The sequence below is a fragment of the Streptomyces venezuelae genome, assembly GCF_008642275.1.
Lineage (GTDB): Bacteria > Actinomycetota > Actinomycetes > Streptomycetales > Streptomycetaceae > Streptomyces > Streptomyces venezuelae_E.
Map to the genome: position 1 here is coordinate 2,383,521 of NZ_CP029189.1, position 16,562 is coordinate 2,400,082.

Here is a 16,562-nt window from a genome sequence, read left to right on the forward strand (position 1 = left end):
CCGCCACCCCCTCCGTCACCGGTACGCTGACCGCCCACTCGGCGTCAGAAGGGAGCCCCGCGGTGACGATCGACGAGCGGTCGGCGGCGGCCGCGCCGGTGACGGGACTGCGCGAACGCAAGAAACGGCGCACCCGGAACGCGCTGCTGCGCGCCGCCCTCCTGCTGTTCCTCTCGCAGGGATACGAGCGCACCACCGTCGACGAGATCACCGACGCCGTGAACGTGTCCCAGCGCACCTTCTTCCGCTACTTCGCCAACAAGGAGGAGGTCGTCTTCGCCCTCCAGGAGCTGGTCGAGTCGCGGTTCGTCGCCGAACTGCACGCCCGGCCGGCGGCCGAGGGGCCCTTCGAGGCCCTGCGGGGTGCGGCGCTCGCCGCCTGGGACGGCGTCGAGCTGGCCCTGTCCGAAATGGTCCCGGTCGACCTCTACATGCGCAGCTACCGGCTGATCGAGTCCACCCCGGCCCTGCTCGCCGTGCACCTGCGGCGCTCCACGGAGCTGGAGGAACGGATCTCCCGGCTGATCGGCGCCCGCGAGGGCCTCGACGTGGACGCCGATCCGAGGCCGCGGGTCGCGGTCGCCGCGTTCTGCGGCGTGATGCGCGTCACGGGGCGGCTCTGGGGACGGGGCGAGGACACCAGCGTGGAGTCGATCCGAGGGCTGACGGAGACCTACCTCGACCGGATCGGCCCGGCGCTGACCTCCAGTTGGCGCGGTTCCGCCTAGGCCGGCGGGTCGAGCCGGCCGGCCGCGCGGACACGCCGGCGGGTCCTGCGTGCGGGCCTCACGCGGTCCCACGGTCGGCCGTGAGTCCTGTCACCCGGGACGTCCGGGGCGTAAGACGTCTCATAGGCTGGTCACAGTGAACGTGCCCGGCTTCGCCCACCCCACCGCCCTCGGCGCCGACCCGCGCCCTGCCGCCCTGCGTGCCCTGCTCGCGCTGGCGGTGGTCTTCATCATGCTGGCGACGACCGGCTGGACGGCCGTGCACCGGCCCGAGAAGGAGGCGCAGCTGCGGGTCGCGGCCCTCGGCGCGTGGGCCAAGGCCCGGGTCGACGGCCGCCCGGTGCCCCCGGCGGACGCCCCCGCACGGACGGTGGCCCGTTTCTTCGCGGGCCTCGACGGTGCCCAGCGCGCCCGGCTCGCCGACGGCTACCCGCTCGTCGTGGGCAACCTCGACGGGGCTCCCGCGGCCGTCCGCTACCGGGCCAACCTGCAGGGCCTGGAGCAGGCCCGCCAGGTCGAGGAGGCCCGCAGCCATGACGTCACGCTGACCCCTGCCGACCGGTCCACGGCCACCCGGCGCTCCCACCGCTTCGCCTCGCTCACCGAACCGGGCCGCCAGATCCTCGCTTTCGACCCGACCGGCAACGGCCGCGTGGCCGAGGTCTTCGGTGACCTCACCGGCGCCGAGCGGGTCTCGGTGATCGTCCCCGGTGTCGACACCGACGTGCTCACCTTCGAGCGCACCCAGCGTCGCCTGACCTCTCCGGTCGGCATGGCCGAGTCCCTGTACGAGGCCCAGCGCGCCGCCGCGCCGGACAGCCGGACGGCGGTGATCGCCTGGGCCGGCTACACCGCCCCGACCGGCATCGGTGTGGACGCCGCCACGGGCCGCATGGCCGTCGACGGGGCCGTCCTGCTGAAGTCCCTGACCGCGGCCCTGCCCGGGAACGCGAGCGTGGCGCTGTTCTGCCACAGCTACGGATCGGTGGTCTGCGGGGTCGCCGCGCACGAGCTGCCGCGCCGGGTGACCGACGTGGTGGTGGCGGGCAGCCCCGGGATGCGCGCGGAGAACGTCGCCGGGCTGCACACCTCGGCGCGGGTCTGGGCGACGCGCGACGAGGGCGACTGGATCGCGGACGTACCGCACCTGGAGGTCGGCGGGCTGGGCCACGGCGCCGATCCGGTCTCCCCGGCGTTCGGTGCGCGGCTGATGTCCTCGGCCCGGGCCAAGAGCCACACCGGCTATTTCGCGCCAGGTACGGACTCGATGGACAACTTCGCCAAGATCGGAACCGGCGCGTTCGCTTCCGTTGTCTGTGCGACCGGGAACGATGCGTGCCGACGCGGGATTTCCGGGACAGAGCAGGACTGACGCGCGTAGAGGAGCGCGAATCGGCCCCCGCATCCGGGGGGACGCGCGGGGGCGCCGCCGTTTACGATGTGCCGCATGGGTGACGTACTGGCCGGAAATCATGCCGTCTGGGAGTTCGACTCGGACTCGGTGGTCATCCGCTTCGCACGGGGGATCAGAACGCCGAGGCTGCCACGACTCTGGCATGCGCTGGGCTCGCGCCGGATCCCCCTCGAAGCGGTGTCCGCCGTGGACGTGACCGTGACCGGCAACAAACGGGACACGGTGGTTCTGCGCGCCCTGCCGCGGCCGGGCGCCGATCCGCTGATGGAGGCCGCCGCCGGGCAGCTCAAGGAGGCCTGCGACCCGTACCGGCTGGTGCTGCCGGGCGACCGGGCGCAGGCCGCCGCCGCGTTCGCCGACGCGCTGCGGTCCCGGCTCGGGCCGGACGCCGCCGAGCCGGCCGAGCGCTTCCTCGTCGACGTCGCGCAGCCGCCGCTGCAGCTGAAGGCGTACGACGCCCGGGTGAGCTTCGACGGCTCGGCGATCACCTTCCACTGGTCCCGCACCGGTGCCACCGGCACCAAGTGGAAGGCGGGCGACCAGCGCTATCCGCTGGCCGCGCTCACCGGCGTCGAATGGTCCTCCCCGGAGGGCCCCGGAGGCCACCTCCGGCTGCTGCTGCGGGACGTCACCGGTGACCCCCGCCCGGACCACGACCTGGCGACCGCCGTCTTCGGCACGGGCTACGGCGCGGTGCACGAGTCCCTGCCGTTCGCCGCGGCCGTCCTCGCCGCCCTGCGGGCCCGTACCCCGGTCGCCGCCGTGCCACGGGCCCGCTCCGGCGACGACCGGCTGCGGCACCTGAGCGAACTGCACACGGCGGGGCTGCTCACGGACGCGGAGTACGCGGCGCTGCGGGACCGGTTCGCCGCCGAGTCGCTGTAGCGGGGCCGGCGGCTCAGACCTCGCGGGCCACCGACGTGAGGCTCATGTCCGGGTAGCGGTCCCCCACGACCTGCGCCGCGATCGGCTCCAGCCGGTCCAGCTCGGCCCGGGTGAGGACGATCCGGGTCGCCCCGGTGTTCTCGCGCAGCCGTCCCGGCTTGCGGGTGCCCGGGATCGGGACCACGGTCAGCCCGTGCACCTGCGCCCGCTGCTGCACCCAGGCCAGGGCGATCTGCGCCGGCGTCGCACCGCGCTGCGCGGCGATCTCCCGGACCGGGCCCAGCAGCTCCGCGTTGGCCTTGGCGTTGTCGCCGTTGAAGCGCGGCTGGTAACGGCGGAAGTCGTCCTGCGACAGCTCCGCGGAGGCGTCCGCGAAGGACCCGGTCAGGAAGCCCCGGCCGAGCGGGGAGTACGCCGCGACGGCCACACCCAGCTCCGCCGCCGCGCCCACCGCGCTGCGCTCCACGTCCCGGCTGAACAGCGACCACTCCGACTGGAGCGCCGCTATCGGGTGCACGGCGTGCGCCTCGCGCAGTTCCGCGCCGGTGACCTCGCTGAGGCCCAGGTGGCGGACCTTGCCCTCCTGCACCAGCTCCGCCATGGCGCCGACGGACTCGGCGAACGGCACGGCCGGGTCGCGGCGGTGCATGTAGTAGAGGTCGATGACGTCCACGCCGAGCCGGCGCAGGCTGGCCTCCACGGCCGTGCGGATGTAGCCGCGGTCGTTGCGGACGCCCCGGTACTGCGGGTCGTCGGTGCGTTCCATGGCGAACTTCGTCGCCAGCGTGATCTCGTCCCGGTGGGCGGCCAGGAACGGCGCCAGGAACTCCTCGTTGCGCCCCCGCCCGTAGACGTCCGCGGTGTCGAAGAGGGTGACTCCGGCGGCCAGCGCGGCGTCGAGGGTCTCCCGGGCCGCCGCCTCGTCGGTGTCCCCGTAGAACTCGCTCATGCCCATGCAGCCCAGCCCCTGGACGCCGACCAGCGGGCCGCCCTTGCCGAGCTCGACCTGTTCGAGGGTGGTGCCGTGCTCCGTCATTGCTGTGCCTTCTTCCCCGGTACGGTTTTCATGGCGTACATGTCGATCTTGTAGTCCAGTACGGCGAGCGCGTCCGTGAGCTCCGTGATCCGCGAGCGCACCTCGCGGCGCGTGCGTTCCAGCAGCTCCCGGCGCTCCCCCACCGTGTGCTCGCCCTCGCGGACCAGTTCGGCGTACCGCACCATGTCCGCGACCGACATCCCCGTGGCGCGCAGCTTGCCCACGAAGCCGAGCCAGTCGAGGTCCTTGTCGGTGAAACGCCGCTGCCCCGAGTGGGAACGGTCCACGTGCGGCATCAGGCCGATCCGCTCGTACCAGCGCAGGGTGTGCTGGGTCAGCCCGGTCCGGGCCTCGACCTCGCTGATCGTGTACCGCGGCTGCGTCAGGCTCTGGCTCATGGCCCCACGCTAAAACCTTGGAGTGCACTCCAAGCAAGTAGGCTCGGCGGCATGGACAGCGTGGAGGACGGGAACGGCATGGAAAGCCTGCGGATCATCGAGACCTGGCCGGTGCCGACCGCCGCGGCGGCCGTCGTCCGGGCCGACGGGAGCCTGGCGGGCTCCCACGGGCCCGTGGACCACCGGTTCGCCCTTGCGTCGGTCACCAAGCCGCTCACCGCGTACGCCGCCCTCGTCGCGTACGAGGAGGGGGCGATCGAGCTGGACGAGCCGGCCGGACCCGAGGGGTCGACGGTCCGTCACCTGCTCGCGCACACCAGCGGCCTGGCCTTCGACGAGCACCGGGTGTCGGCCCCGCCCGGGCAGCGCCGGCTGTACTCGAACGCCGGCTTCGAGGAGCTCGGCGACCACATCGCCAAGGCCACCGGCATCCCCTTCGCGGAGTACCTGCACCAGGCGGTCTTCGAGCCGCTGGGCATGGAGCGCACCGCCCTGGAGGGCTCGCCCGCCAAGGACGGCGTCTCGACCGTCGCCGACCTGCTGCGGTTCGCCGCCGAGCTGCAGGCGCCGCGGCTGCTGGACGTCCGTACGGTCGCCGAGGCCACCTCCGTGGTCCACCCCGGGCTCAAGGGCGTCCTGCCGGGCTACGGGCACCAGTCCCCCAACGACTGGGGCCTCGGCCTGGAGATCCGCGGCCACAAGGCCCCGCACTGGACAGGTGCGTCCTCCTCGCCGCGCACCTTCGGCCACTTCGGTCAGGCCGGTACCTTCCTGTGGGTGGATCCGGACGCGCGCGCCGCGTGCGTGGCGCTGACCGACCGCGCCTTCGGCCCGTGGGCGGCCGAGGCCTGGACCCCGTTCACCGACGCCGTACTGGCCGAGCTCCGCTCCCGCTAGTCCGTCTCCGGGGCTTCCGGGGCTTCCGGGGCTTCCGGGGTCGCGAACTCCCAGATCAGCAGCTCGCCCGGGGATCCGGCGACGACCTCCAGGTCCCGCTCGGCGGTGATCCGTACCGAATCCCCGGGGCCGAGCTCCGCCCCGTCCAGGCGCAGGTCCCCGCGCACCACGTGCAGGTAGACCCGTTCCGCCGCGGGTACGGCGACGCGTTCGCCCGCGCCGGGCCGCCGGACGTGCAGTACGGCTCCGGCCTCGGGCACCTCGTAGGGCGCGGCGTCGGCGATCTCCCGGACCACCCCGTAGGCGGGCTCGCCGCCCGCGGCCAGGGGCGCGAGCCACATCTGCACGAAACGCAGCCGCCCGGCGCCGTCGTTGCGCTCCACGTGCCGGGCGCCGGATCCGGCGCTGAGCCGCTGGACGTCCCCGGCCCGCACCACGCTCTTCTCACCGGTGCTGTCGTGGTGGGTGAGTTCGCCTTCGATCACCCAGGTCACGATCTCGGTGTGGCTGTGCGGGTGCTCGTCGAAGCCGGCGCCCGGCGTGAGGGTCTCCTCGTTGCAGGCGAGCACCGGCCCGAAGCGCAGGTTGTCCGGGTCGTAGAAAGCGCCGAAGGAGAAGGCGTGCCGGGTGGTGATCCCGGCGGCCGGGTCCCCGCCCTCGTACCGGTCGGCGCCGGGGCGAACATCAATCATGGACGCCACGGTAGACCCCGCCGCGGGCCGGGGCGCGGGGCACGGGCGGGACCGGACTCCGCGCACCCGTCCCGATAAGGCAGTCTTGTCACGTGTCCCAACCCGAACGTGAGCATTCGCCCGCCACACATGCCGCGCATCCCGCTCCCGCCCATCCGCACACCGCGACGCTCCGCCGACTGGAGAAGTCCGCGGGCCGGCTGGCCGCCAACGCGATCGCGCGCATGGACGAGACCCTGCCGTGGTACCGGGCCATGCCGCCCGAGAACCGGTCCTGGATCGGCCTGGTCGCCCAGGCCGGCATCGCCGCGTTCACGGAGTGGTTCAGGCACCCGGAGACCCCGCAGGCCATCTCCACCGACGTGTTCGGGACGGCCCCGCGCGAGCTGACCCGGGCGATCACCCTGCGTCAGACCGTCGAGATGGTCCGCACCACGATCGAGGTCATGGAGGCCGCGATCGAGGAGGTGGCGGCCCCGGGCGACGAGTCGATCCTGCGCGAGGCGCTGCTGGTGTACGCCCGGGAGATCGCCTTCGCGACCGCCCAGGTGTACGCGCAGGCCGCCGAGGCCCGCGGGGCCTGGGACGCCCGGCTGGAGTCGCTGGTCGTGAACGCGGTGCTGTCCGGCGAGGCGGACGAGGGTGCGCTGTCCCGGGCGGCGGCGCTGGGCTGGAACTCCCCGGAGCACGTGTGCGTGGTGCTCGGCACCGCGCCGGAGGGCGACAGCGAGCTGACGGTCGAGGCGATCCGGCGCGCGGCCCGGCACCACAAGCTGCAGGTCCTGACCGGTGTGCTCGGGGACCGGCTGGTCGTGATCGCGGGCGGCAGCGACAACCCGATCCAGGTGGCGAAGTCGCTGATCGGACCGTTCGCGGCGGGTCCGGTGGTGGCCGGACCGGTGGTGTCCGACCTGCTGAACGCGACGAAGTCGGCGCAGGCCGCGGCGGCCGGGCTGAAAGCGTGCACGGCCTGGCAGGATGCCCCTCGGCCGGTTCTCGCGGACGATCTCCTGCCGGAGCGGGCCATCGCCTCCGATCCCGCCGCCAGGGATCAGCTGGTGGAGGAGATCTACAGACCACTGGAGGAGGCGGGGTCCGCACTGCTGGAGACCCTGAGCGTCTACCTGGAGCAGGCGAGCAGCCTGGAAGGGGCGGCGCGGATGCTGTTCGTGCACCCCAACACGGTGCGCTACCGGCTGCGACGTGTGACCGACGTCACCGGATGGTCTCCTTCTGATGTCCGCTCGGCGTTCACGCTGCGAATCGCCCTGATTCTCGGGCGTCTGGCTGACGGCGACGCCCAGTCCTAGACTTTTGTCGGACATCAACAATTACCCCGACGGTTCTTGGTCCCTGTCCCCACGGGCGGCAGGGACCATCCACAAGAGAGAGTGTGAGGGTGCTCGTACTCGTCGCTCCCGGCCAAGGCGCTCAGACGCCCGGCTTCTTGACTCCCTGGCTCGAACTTCCCGGTGCCGCTGACCGCGTCGCCGCGTGGTCGGACGCCATCGAGCTGGACCTTGCCCACTACGGCACGACCGCGGACGCCGACGCGATCCGCGACACGGCGGTGGCCCAGCCCCTGCTGGTCGCCGCCGGCCTGCTGTCCGCTTCCGCGCTCGGTTCCCCGGCCGCCTTCGGCGCCGTCGCAGGCCACAGCGTCGGTGAGATCACCGCCGCCGCCTACGCCGGCGTGCTGTCCGAGGCCGACGCGCTGTCGTTCGTCCGGACCCGCGGTCTGGGCATGGCCGAGGCCGCCGCCGTCACCGAGACCGGCATGGCCGCGGTCCTCGGCGGTGAGCGTGACGTGGTCGTCGCACACCTGGAGAAGCTGGGCCTGACGCCCGCGAACATCAACGGCGCGGGTCAGATCGTGGCCGCCGGCACGATGGAGCAGATCGCCGCTCTGGAGGCCGACAAGCCCGAAGGCTCCATGAAGGTCGTCGCCCTCAAGGTCGCGGGCGCGTTCCACACGCACCACATGGCCCCCGCGGTCGCCACGCTGGCGAAGGCCGCCGAGGCCCTCGCCCCGGCGGACCCGGCGCTGAAGTACGTCTCGAACAAGGACGGCCTCGTCGTCGCCACGGGTGCCGACGTCGTCGCCCGCCTGGTCGGCCAGGTCGCCAACCCGGTCCGCTGGGACCTGTGCATGGAGACGTTCGCCGAGCTGGGTGTCACGGGGATCATCGAGCTCTGCCCCGGTGGCACCCTGACGGGTCTGGCCAAGCGCGCGCTGAAGGGCGTACCGAGCGTGGCGCTGAAGACCCCGGACGATCTCGACAAGGCCGCGGCGCTCATCGCCGAACTGACGGTCTGAGAGAAGGAGCCCACACAGCATGTCCAAGATCAAGCCGGCCAAGGGCTCCCCTTACGCCCGCATCCTCGGTGTCGGCGGCTACCGCCCGACCCGTGTGGTGCCCAACGAGGTCATCCTCGAGACCATCGACTCGTCCGACGAGTGGATCCGCTCCCGTTCCGGCATCGCGACGCGGCACTGGGCCTCGCCCCAGGAGACCGTCTCCGCGATGTCGGTGGAGGCCTCGGGGAAGGCGCTGGCCGATGCCGGTGTCGCCCCGGAGCAGATCGGTGCCGTGATCGTCTCGACGGTCTCGCACTTCAAGCAGACCCCGGCCGTCGCGACCGAGATCGCGCACCGGATCGGCGCGGGCAAGCCCGCCGCCTTCGACATCTCCGCCGGCTGTGCCGGATTCGGCTACGGCCTGACCCTGGCCAAGGGTCTCGTGGTGGAAGGTTCCGCGGAGTACGTCCTCGTCATCGGCGTGGAGCGGCTCTCGGACCTGACCGACCTGGAGGACCGCGCGACGGCCTTCCTGTTCGGTGACGGCGCCGGCGCCGTGGTCGTCGGTCCCTCGGACGAGCCGGCCATCGGCCCCACGGTGTGGGGTTCGGAGGGCGACAAGTCCGAGACGATCAAGCAGACCGTGCCGTGGGACGAGTACCTCGGCAAGGACGGCGGCGAGAAGTTTCCGGCCATCACCCAGGAGGGTCAGGCGGTCTTCCGCTGGGCCGTCTTCGAGATGGCCAAGGTGGCCCAGCAGGCGCTCGACGCGGCCGGGATCACCGCGGACGACCTGGACGTCTTCATCCCGCACCAGGCGAACATGCGGATCATCGACTCGATGGTGAAGACTCTGAAGCTGCCGGAGCACGTCACGGTCGCCCGTGACGTGGAGACCACCGGCAACACGTCGGCCGCCTCGATTCCGCTCGCTATGGAGCGGCTCCTGGCGACCGGAGCGGCGAAGAGCGGCGACACCGCGCTCGTCATCGGCTTCGGGGCGGGACTCGTCTACGCCGCGACGGTCGTTACCCTCCCCTAGGGCCGGGATCCACATCCCGCCCTGTTCCACCCCAGTTAGCTACAGAAGGAGCGCCACATGGCCGCCACGCAGGAAGAAATCGTCGAGGGTCTCGCCGAGATCGTCAACGAGATCGCCGGTATCCCCACCGAGGACGTCGCGATCGAGAAGTCCTTCACCGACGACCTGGACGTCGACTCGCTCTCCATGGTCGAGGTCGTCGTCGCCGCCGAAGAGCGCTTCGACGTCAAGATCCCGGACGAGGACGTCAAGAACCTCAAGACGGTCGGCGACGCCGCGGACTACATCCTGAAGCACCAGGCCTGAGCCTGACGAGCGTTTGTCGCCACCTGGCGGTGGCGCCGTGACAATTCAGCACCCCCTGAGACGTGGAGAAAGAATTCCTGTGAGCCCGACCAATCGCACCGTGGTCGTCACCGGTATCGGCGCAACCACTCCGCTGGGTGGCGACAGCGCTTCGACCTGGGAAGGTCTGCTGGCCGGCCGTTCCGGCGTCAAGCCCCTGGAGGGCGAGCGCTTCGCCGAACTCCCGGTACGCATCGCCGCTCGGGCGGCCGTCGACCCGAACGACGTCCTGCCCCGGCCGCTGGCCCGCAAGCTGGACCGCTCGGCGCAGTTCGCCGTCATCGCGGCCCGTGAGGCCTGGGCCGACGCCGGTTACACCACCCCGGCCGGCGAAGAGACGGAAGAGGGCGCCTTCGTCGCGCCCCAGCGTCTGGGCACCGTGATCGCCTCCGGCATCGGCGGTGTCACCACCCTGCTCGACCAGTACGACGTCCTGAAGGACAAGGGCGTGCGCCGGGTCTCCCCGCACACCGTCCCCATGCTCATGCCGAACGGCCCGTCGGCCAACGTCGGCCTGGAGGTCAACGCCCAGGCGGGCGTGCACACTCCGGTCAGCGCCTGCGCGTCCGGCGCCGAGGCCATCGGCTACGCCGTCGAGATGATCCGTTCCGGCCGCGCCGACGTGGTCGTCGCCGGCGGCACCGAGGCGGCGATCCACCCGCTGCCGATCGCCGCGTTCGCCAACATGATGGCGATGTCCAAGAACAACGAGAACCCCGAGCAGGCCTCCCGTCCGTACGACAAGGCCCGTGACGGCTTCGTCCTGGGCGAGGGCGCGGGCGTCGTCGTCCTGGAGTCCGCCGAGCACGCCGCCGCGCGCGGCGCCCGGGTCTACTGCGAGGTGCTGGGCCAGGGTCTGTCCGCGGACAGCCACCACATCGCGCAGCCGGAGCCGACCGGCCGCGGTGTCGCGGCCGCGGTGCAGAACCTGCTCGACAACACGGGTCTGGACCCGGCCGAGCTGGTCCACCTGAACGCGCACGCCACGTCGACCCCGCAGGGTGACACGGCCGAGCTGAAGGCCCTGCGCAAGGTGCTGGGCGACGACCTCGACCACATCGCGATCTCCGCGACCAAGTCGATGACCGGTCACCTGCTGGGCGGTGCGGGCGGTATCGAGACCGTCGCGACCGTGCTGGCGCTGTACAACCGGCTGGCCCCGCCGACGATCAACGTCGACGAGCTCGACGAGGACATCGACGCGGACATCGTCACCGGCGAGCCGCGCAAGCTGCCGGCCGACGGCCCGATCTCGGCGATCAACAACTCCTTCGGCTTCGGCGGCCACAACGTGACCCTGGCGTTCCGCACGGTCTAGTACCTCCGAGTCACGCGAAAGGCCCACCCAGGATCCTGGGTGGGCCTTCTGCTTGGCCGAGCGGCCTAGACCACCTGGTGGAGCCAGCGGACCGGGGCGCCCTCGCCCGCGTAGCGGAAGGGCTCCAGCTCGTCGTCCCACGGCTTGCCGAGCAACTTGGCGATCTCCGCCTCCAGGTCGGTCTCGCCGTGGGCGGACCGGGCGAGGGCGGCGCGCAGCCGGTCCTCCGGGATCAGGATGTCGCCGTGCATGCCGGTGACGGCGTGGAAGATGCCGAGCTCCGGGGTGGAGCTGTAGCGCTCGCCCTCGGCGGTCGGGCACGGTTCCGCGGTCACCTCGAAGCGCAGCAGGTGCCAGCCGCGCAGCGCGGAGGCGAGTTTCGAGGCGGTGCCCGCTTCGGCCTGCCAGGAGAACTCCGCTCTCCAGGTGCCGGGGGAGGCGGGCTGTCTGATCCAGTCGAGGTTCACCCGCACCCCGAGCACGCCCGCAACAGCCCATTCCACGTGCGGGCAGAGCGCGCGCGGTGCGGAGTGCACGTACAGAACTCCACGTGTCGTCACCGGGACCTCCAGTGTAGGACGAGGTCGGGAATAAACTCCAGAAAACGGACAGTATGTGACGTGATGTAATGTAACGGAAATTATTTGACATTGCGCTACGGGGCCTGCGGCCGAAACGCCACGGGAAAAAGCTACCGTGCGCCAGGGGTCATGATGTGACGTACGGTCGCTCCAAGACCCGTAAACGCAGAGCTTTCACTCAGCAGGACCCCCCGAACGACGTGGGGACGACAAGGAGGGCCCCTTCCCATGCGCACCACCGCCCCACGCCGCCGCGCGCGCCGGACGCTCGCGGGCGCGGGCGCGGCGCTCGTCCTGCTGGCCGGGGCGGCGACCGGGTGCAGCTCGGGGGGCGGGTCGGGCGGGCAGGGCGGCGAGCGCGGGGCGCAGAGCACACCGCGCTGGAACACCAAGCCTGCCTCGATCGCCGCGGTGGGCGACTCCATCACGCGGGGGTTCGACGCCTGTTCGGTGCTGGCCGACTGCCCCGAGGTCTCCTGGGCCACCGGGAACGACCCGGCGGTCCGCTCGCTGGCCGCACGGCTGCTCGGGGACGCGGAGGTGCCCGGCCGGAGCTGGAACTACGCGGTGACCGGCTCGCGGATGGCGGACCTGCCGGCCCAGCTGGCGGGGGCCGCCGCGCACAAGCCCGACCTGGTCACGGTCATGGTGGGCTCGAACGACGCCTGCCGGCCCACGGCTTCGTCGATGACGCCGGTGGCGGAGTTCCGGTCCGGATTCGAGAAGGCGATCGCGGACCTGCGGGCCGCCTCCCCCGCCTCCCAGGTGTACGTCTCCAGCGTGCCGGACCTGCAGCGGCTGTGGGAGCAGGGCAAGGACCTGCCGATGGTGCGGCAGATCTGGAAGCTGGGCATCTGTCAGTCCATGCTCGCCGACCCGCTGTCGGCGGCCACGGGGGCGACGACCCGGCGCGAGCAGGTGCGGGCGCGGGTGGTGGAGTACAACGAGGTGCTGCGCGAGGTCTGCGGAAAGGATCCGCTGTGCCGCTACGACGGCGGTGCGGTGTTCCAGTACCCCTTCGCGGCGGATCAGTTGAGCCGCTGGGACTGGTTCCATCCGGGCAAGGACGGACAGGCGCGGCTCGCGGAACTGGCGCACCGCCAGGTGACGGCGGCCGAACCGCCGCGTTGACGCCCGGGTGCGCGCAGGGTCCGGGGGCGGGTGTCAGGGCCCGCCCCCGGACCTGTCCTCAGGGGTGATTTCCGGCCATACGGCGTGTCACGCGAGGTCGAGCGTCGCGGTCAGCCGGGTGTCACCGTGCGAGTGGCTCGCGCGGACCTCGTAGGCGCCGGCGATCCGGCGCCAGCCGCGGGCCTCCTCGTCCCAGATCTCGAAGGCCCGGGCGGGCAGGGCGATCTCGGTCTCGACGCTCTCGCCGGGGCCCGCCGCCACACTCGCGAAGGCGGCCAGCCAGCTCGCCGGACGTTCCGCACCGTCCCGCTCGGGCGCCAGGTAGACCTGGACGACCTCGCGGCCGGGACGGGCACCCGTGTTGGTGAGGCGGACCCGGACCGTGTCGGCGGTGACCTCCAGGGAGTCGTACCGCCAGTCGGTGTAGCCGAGTCCGTGCCCGAAGGGGTAGGCGGGGGCCACGGCGTGCTTCTCGTAGGCCCGGTAGCCGATGAAGAGCCCCTCCCGGTACTCCAGGCGCCCGCCGGTGGGGACGACCTCGGTGACGGGCGCGTCCGCGAAGCGCGCGGGCCAGGTGGTGGGGAGCCGCCCGCCCGGCTCCGCGTCGCCCAGGAGTACGTCGGCCAGCGCGGCCCCGCCCTCCTGCCCGGGGAACCAGGTCAGCAGGACGGCCGCCACGTCCTCGCGCCACGGGAGCTCGACGGGGGAGCCCGCGTTGACGACGACCACCGTGTTCGGGTTCACGGCGGCGACGGCGCGCACCAGGTCGTCCTGGCGGCCGGGGAGGGTGAGGTCCTGCCGGTCGAAGCCCTCGGACTCCACGCGCTCGGTGGTGGCGACGACCACGACGGCGGTGTCGGCCTCCCGGGCGGCGGCCACGGCCTCGGCGATCAGCTCGTCGGCGTCGCGCCGCGGACCGAGGTGGAGCAGCGAGAACATGACCGCCCTGAGCGGCAGTGCGGACATGTCGGGGACATGGAAGGTCAGCGACACCTCGACGGGTTCGCCCTCGGTGAGGGTGACGCGGGCGCGCTCGCTGGGGGCGCCGAAGAAGGCTTCGAAGGGGTCGGCCTCGTTGCCCATCTCCTGGACGCCGCTCCACAGGTGCTCGCCGCCGACGGCCAGGTCGAAGGCGCCCAGTCCGCGGGTGCCGAAGGCGTGCTCGCCGCTCTCGCGCGGCACGAACGTGCCGCGGACCTCGATGCTCGCCATGGTCTCGTACGTGACCCCTGCGGGCAGGTCGTCGCCGATCCACTGGACCTGGCCCGAGGGCAGGCCGCCTTCGCCGAGGACGGTCCCGGAGGCGTCACGGCAGACGGCGTGCAGCTCGAAGCCCTGTCCGGCGGCGGTGAGCTCGTCGGAGGGGTCGGCGCCGACGGTGTAGGTGAGGGCGCCCTCGGGGAGGGCGGCGGTGAGCCCGTCGAGCGGGGAGACGACCCGCTCGGGGAAGACGGTGGCGCTGCCTCCGCCGAGGACACGGGCGTCGCGGGCGGCGGCGCCCGACAGGGCGATGGTGCCGCCGGCTGCCGCGTCGAGCGGCAGCGCCCCCTCGTTGCGGACCAGGACGAAGCCGCGGGCGGCGAGCTCGCGGGCCAGTGCCTGGCCGTCGATCGGGGCCGGGGGCCGCGCGACGGTGGCGGGCGCGCCCGCCAGGGCGCCGGTGCGGGCGGCGAGGCGCAGGACGTTGCGCACGGCCTCGTCCACGGCGGACTCGGGGACCTCGCCGGAGCGGACGGCTTCGGCGAGGGCGGGGCCGTAGACGGTGGTGGGGCCGGGCATGGCCACGTCCATGCCGCCGAGGACGTCCCCGGCGGTGGAGCGGGCGGCCATCCAGTCGGAGACGTTGCAGCCGTCGAAGCCCCATTCGGCGCGCAGCACCTCGTTCACCAGGTACTGGTGCTCGGTCATGGTCGTGCCGTTGACCTGGTTGTACGCGGTCATGATGCCCCAGGGGTGGGCGTTGGCGACGATGGCCTCGAACGGCGCGAGGTACAGCTCGCGCAGCGGGCGCGGGGCGATGACGCTGTCGACGGTGAACCGGTCGGTCTCGGCGTCGTTGCCGACGAAGTGCTTGACGGTGGTGCCGACGCCGCCGTCCTGGACTCCGTTCACATAGCCGGAACCGATGGCGCCGGTGAGGTACGGGTCCTCGGAGTAGCACTCGAAGTGCCGGCCGCCGAGCGGTGAGCGGTGCAGGTTGACGGTGGGTGCGAGGAGGACGTGCACGCCCTTGCGGCGGGCCTCCTGGGCGAGGAGGCGGCCGGCGCGGCGGGCGAGCTCCGGGTCCCAGGCGGCGGCGAGCGCGGTCGGGGACGGCAGGGCGACGGACGGGTCGTCGGCGGTCCAGCGCACGCCGCGGACCCCGATGGGCCCGTCGGAGAAGACCAGGGACTCCAGCCCGATGGCGGGGATGGCGGGCAGGGACCACATGTCCTGGCCGGCCAGCAGCCGGGCCTTGGTGTCGAGGTCCAGTTTGCCCAGTGCCGCCTCGACGGCGTCGTGGTGTGTCTGATCGCGGACCTGATCGGCATCGGTCACGGCCGTGCCTCCTCGTTGGGTGCGGTTGCTCGGTGCGGTGCCCCCATCGTGGACCCGTTGCCTGTTGAACGGTAGGGTTCGTAATGTGTTCGTGATATTCGAATGCCGTACGGTCCTTGGGCAGGGCACAGGCGCAGGGCACAGGCGCAGGCACAGCGCATGAACGGGAAGGGGTGCCGGGCCGATGGTCAGGGCGAGGAGCGAGGAACGCCGCGGGGAGATCGTGCGCGCGGCCGTCGAGGTGATCGCGGAGCGCGGCTACCGGGGCGCGTCCCTGGCCACCGTCGCCGAACGCGTGGGCCTGACCCAGCAGGGGCTGCTGCACTACTTCCCGACCAAGGAGGCCCTGCTGGTCGCGGTACTGGAGGAACGCGACCGCTGGGACACGGGCGGCGGCTCGCGCTCGGCCGCGGACACCTGGCGCCTGGACCTGCTGGACTCGCTGGTCGAGTACAACGCCATGCGCCCGGGCATCGTCCAGACCTTCTCGGCGCTGCTGGGCGAGAGCGTCACCGACGGCCACCCGGCCCGGGAGTTCTTCACCGAGCGCTACGCCCAGGTCCGCTCGGAGATGGCGGCGGTGCTGCGCGCCGAGTTCGGCGACCGGCTCCCCTCCGGACTCACCCCCGAGGAGGCGGCCCCGCTGCTGACGGCGGTGATGGACGGCCTCCAGTACCAGTGGCTGCTGGCCCCGGAGTCGGTGGACATGCCCGCCGCCTTCCGTTCCTTCCTGAAGCTGCTGCGGGGGCCGGGCAGCGCCTCGGCCCCGTAGGCGTGCCCCCTCCGGATCCTGCCGGGGCTGCCGCGCTGCCCGCGCTGCCCGCCAGGATCCGGAAGAGACCGGCTAGTCGACCTGGAGCTCGCCCATCCGGCTCCAGCCGTCCGCACCCTCGATGGTGGTGCTGACGATCTCGGGCGTACGGGTCACCATCGGCCGCATGGTCTCCAGCGCGGCACGGAAGTGGTCCGAGGTGACGTGCGCCTCGGCGGCGTCGTCCTGGAAGGCCTCGACCAGGACGTAGGTGTCCGGCTCCTCCAGGCTGCGCGACCACTCGAACCAGAGGTTCCCGGGTTCGGCGCGGGTGGCGCGGGTGAAGGGCGCGACCTTGTCGGGCCACGCGTCGACATATTCGGGCTTGACGGGGAATTTCACCACAATGAAGATCACACAGGCATTTTATGCAGGTTGATCCGCCGAGCGCCCCCAACTGCCCGCTCCCGGCCCGGCCGTGACAGCGGGCACGGCCCCTCCCTGCGG

The 16,562-nt window shown here is 72.4% G+C and carries 17 protein-coding genes; 11 read left to right on the forward strand and 6 right to left on the reverse strand.

The genetic code is table 11. The features are described from left to right. The first annotated feature begins 62 nt into the window (after positions 1 to 62). From DEJ51_RS10160 to DEJ51_RS10170, 3 genes are all read left to right on the forward strand, one after another. Complete coding sequence (locus tag DEJ51_RS10160; protein WP_223835745.1) at positions 63 to 728, forward strand: TetR/AcrR family transcriptional regulator; 666 nt, start codon at positions 63 to 65, stop codon at positions 726 to 728. Between the two features lie 220 nt (positions 729 to 948). Continuing rightward, complete coding sequence (locus DEJ51_RS10165; RefSeq protein ID WP_411757390.1) at positions 949 to 2,100, forward strand: alpha/beta hydrolase; 1,152 nt, start codon at positions 949 to 951, stop codon at positions 2,098 to 2,100. A gap of 75 nt (positions 2,101 to 2,175) precedes the next feature. After that, positions 2,176 to 3,027 (forward strand): DUF4429 domain-containing protein, encoded by an 852-nt coding sequence (locus DEJ51_RS10170; RefSeq protein WP_190620292.1) that lies wholly within the window; start codon positions 2,176 to 2,178, stop codon positions 3,025 to 3,027. A 13-nt stretch (positions 3,028 to 3,040) separates the two neighbouring features. On the opposite strand, the gene DEJ51_RS10175 is transcribed toward DEJ51_RS10170, so the two are convergent. After that, the gene (locus DEJ51_RS10175) at positions 3,041 to 4,063 is read right to left on the reverse strand and encodes an aldo/keto reductase (RefSeq protein ID WP_150257308.1); all 1,023 of its coding nucleotides are present in this window, start codon (positions 4,061 to 4,063) and stop codon (positions 3,041 to 3,043) included. Next, positions 4,060 to 4,461, reverse strand: coding sequence for a MerR family transcriptional regulator (locus DEJ51_RS10180; RefSeq protein WP_150257309.1), 402 nt, complete (start codon positions 4,459 to 4,461; stop codon positions 4,060 to 4,062). Before DEJ51_RS10180 ends, DEJ51_RS10175 begins: the two co-directional genes overlap by 4 nt. 78 nt (positions 4,462 to 4,539) lie before the next feature. On the opposite strand from DEJ51_RS10180, the gene DEJ51_RS10185 reads away from it, so the two are divergent. Further along, positions 4,540 to 5,358 (forward strand): serine hydrolase domain-containing protein, encoded by an 819-nt coding sequence (locus DEJ51_RS10185; RefSeq protein ID WP_150261813.1) that lies wholly within the window; start codon positions 4,540 to 4,542, stop codon positions 5,356 to 5,358. On the opposite strand, the gene DEJ51_RS10190 is transcribed toward DEJ51_RS10185, so the two are convergent. After that, positions 5,355 to 6,050 carry a pirin family protein gene (locus DEJ51_RS10190; protein ID WP_150257310.1) on the reverse strand — a complete coding sequence of 232 codons (696 nt, stop codon included), beginning with the start codon at positions 6,048 to 6,050 and terminating at the stop codon, positions 5,355 to 5,357. The two genes, DEJ51_RS10185 and DEJ51_RS10190, sit on opposite strands and share 4 nt — an antisense overlap. A gap of 92 nt (positions 6,051 to 6,142) precedes the next feature. Here DEJ51_RS10190 and DEJ51_RS10195 point away from each other — a divergent pair, with 92 nt between their 5' ends. The 5 genes from DEJ51_RS10195 to DEJ51_RS10215 all read left to right on the forward strand — a co-directional run bounded on the left by DEJ51_RS10195 (position 6,143) and on the right by DEJ51_RS10215 (position 11,054). After that, positions 6,143 to 7,360, forward strand: coding sequence for a PucR family transcriptional regulator (locus DEJ51_RS10195; RefSeq protein WP_150257311.1), 1,218 nt, complete (start codon positions 6,143 to 6,145; stop codon positions 7,358 to 7,360). Positions 7,361 to 7,449: 89 nt separating this feature from the next. Beyond that, positions 7,450 to 8,367, forward strand: coding sequence for an ACP S-malonyltransferase (locus tag DEJ51_RS10200; RefSeq protein ID WP_150257312.1), 918 nt, complete (start codon positions 7,450 to 7,452; stop codon positions 8,365 to 8,367). Between the two features lie 19 nt (positions 8,368 to 8,386). Beyond that, positions 8,387 to 9,391, forward strand: coding sequence for a ketoacyl-ACP synthase III (locus DEJ51_RS10205; protein ID WP_030009996.1), 1,005 nt, complete (start codon positions 8,387 to 8,389; stop codon positions 9,389 to 9,391). A gap of 57 nt (positions 9,392 to 9,448) precedes the next feature. Continuing rightward, the gene (locus tag DEJ51_RS10210; protein WP_030009997.1) at positions 9,449 to 9,697 is read left to right on the forward strand and encodes an acyl carrier protein; all 249 of its coding nucleotides are present in this window, start codon (positions 9,449 to 9,451) and stop codon (positions 9,695 to 9,697) included. Positions 9,698 to 9,776: 79 nt separating this feature from the next. Beyond that, positions 9,777 to 11,054, forward strand: coding sequence for a beta-ketoacyl-[acyl-carrier-protein] synthase family protein (locus DEJ51_RS10215; protein ID WP_150257313.1), 1,278 nt, complete (start codon positions 9,777 to 9,779; stop codon positions 11,052 to 11,054). Between the two features lie 65 nt (positions 11,055 to 11,119). On the opposite strand, the gene DEJ51_RS10220 is transcribed toward DEJ51_RS10215, so the two are convergent. After that, positions 11,120 to 11,614: a DUF3145 domain-containing protein gene (locus tag DEJ51_RS10220; RefSeq protein WP_033225979.1), complete on the reverse strand. Its 495-nt coding sequence runs from the start codon at positions 11,612 to 11,614 to the stop codon at positions 11,120 to 11,122. 249 nt (positions 11,615 to 11,863) lie between these two features. On the opposite strand from DEJ51_RS10220, the gene DEJ51_RS10225 reads away from it, so the two are divergent. Continuing rightward, positions 11,864 to 12,766, forward strand: coding sequence for an SGNH/GDSL hydrolase family protein (locus DEJ51_RS10225; RefSeq protein WP_150257314.1), 903 nt, complete (start codon positions 11,864 to 11,866; stop codon positions 12,764 to 12,766). A gap of 87 nt (positions 12,767 to 12,853) precedes the next feature. Here DEJ51_RS10225 and DEJ51_RS10230 read toward each other — a convergent pair whose 3' ends face one another. Then, positions 12,854 to 15,304 carry a beta-glucosidase family protein gene (locus DEJ51_RS10230; RefSeq protein WP_150257315.1) on the reverse strand — a complete coding sequence of 817 codons (2,451 nt, stop codon included), beginning with the start codon at positions 15,302 to 15,304 and terminating at the stop codon, positions 12,854 to 12,856. Positions 15,305 to 15,488: 184 nt separating this feature from the next. On the opposite strand from DEJ51_RS10230, the gene DEJ51_RS10235 reads away from it, so the two are divergent. Next, positions 15,489 to 16,076: a TetR/AcrR family transcriptional regulator gene (locus tag DEJ51_RS10235; RefSeq protein WP_150257316.1), complete on the forward strand. Its 588-nt coding sequence runs from the start codon at positions 15,489 to 15,491 to the stop codon at positions 16,074 to 16,076. Positions 16,077 to 16,148: 72 nt separating this feature from the next. Here DEJ51_RS10235 and DEJ51_RS10240 read toward each other — a convergent pair whose 3' ends face one another. Next, positions 16,149 to 16,472 carry a putative quinol monooxygenase gene (locus DEJ51_RS10240; protein ID WP_150257317.1) on the reverse strand — a complete coding sequence of 108 codons (324 nt, stop codon included), beginning with the start codon at positions 16,470 to 16,472 and terminating at the stop codon, positions 16,149 to 16,151. Positions 16,473 to 16,562 lie beyond the last annotated feature (90 nt).

Excerpts from the sequence above, each read along its gene's own strand:
- DEJ51_RS10170 (WP_190620292.1), top strand. The coding sequence starts at position 2,176 with ATGGGTGACGTACTGGCCGGAAATCATGCCGTCTGGGAGTTCGACTCG.
- DEJ51_RS10175 (WP_150257308.1), bottom strand. The coding sequence starts at position 4,063 with ATGACGGAGCACGGCACCACCCTCGAACAGGTCGAGCTCGGCAAGGGC.
- DEJ51_RS10180 (WP_150257309.1), bottom strand. The coding sequence starts at position 4,461 with ATGAGCCAGAGCCTGACGCAGCCGCGGTACACGATCAGCGAGGTCGAG.
- DEJ51_RS10185 (WP_150261813.1), top strand. The coding sequence starts at position 4,540 with ATGGAAAGCCTGCGGATCATCGAGACCTGGCCGGTGCCGACCGCCGCG.
- DEJ51_RS10190 (WP_150257310.1), bottom strand. The coding sequence starts at position 6,050 with ATGATTGATGTTCGCCCCGGCGCCGACCGGTACGAGGGCGGGGACCCG.
- DEJ51_RS10205 (WP_030009996.1), top strand. The coding sequence starts at position 8,387 with ATGTCCAAGATCAAGCCGGCCAAGGGCTCCCCTTACGCCCGCATCCTC.
- DEJ51_RS10210 (WP_030009997.1), top strand. The coding sequence starts at position 9,449 with ATGGCCGCCACGCAGGAAGAAATCGTCGAGGGTCTCGCCGAGATCGTC.
- DEJ51_RS10225 (WP_150257314.1), top strand. The coding sequence starts at position 11,864 with ATGCGCACCACCGCCCCACGCCGCCGCGCGCGCCGGACGCTCGCGGGC.
- DEJ51_RS10235 (WP_150257316.1), top strand. The coding sequence starts at position 15,489 with ATGGTCAGGGCGAGGAGCGAGGAACGCCGCGGGGAGATCGTGCGCGCG.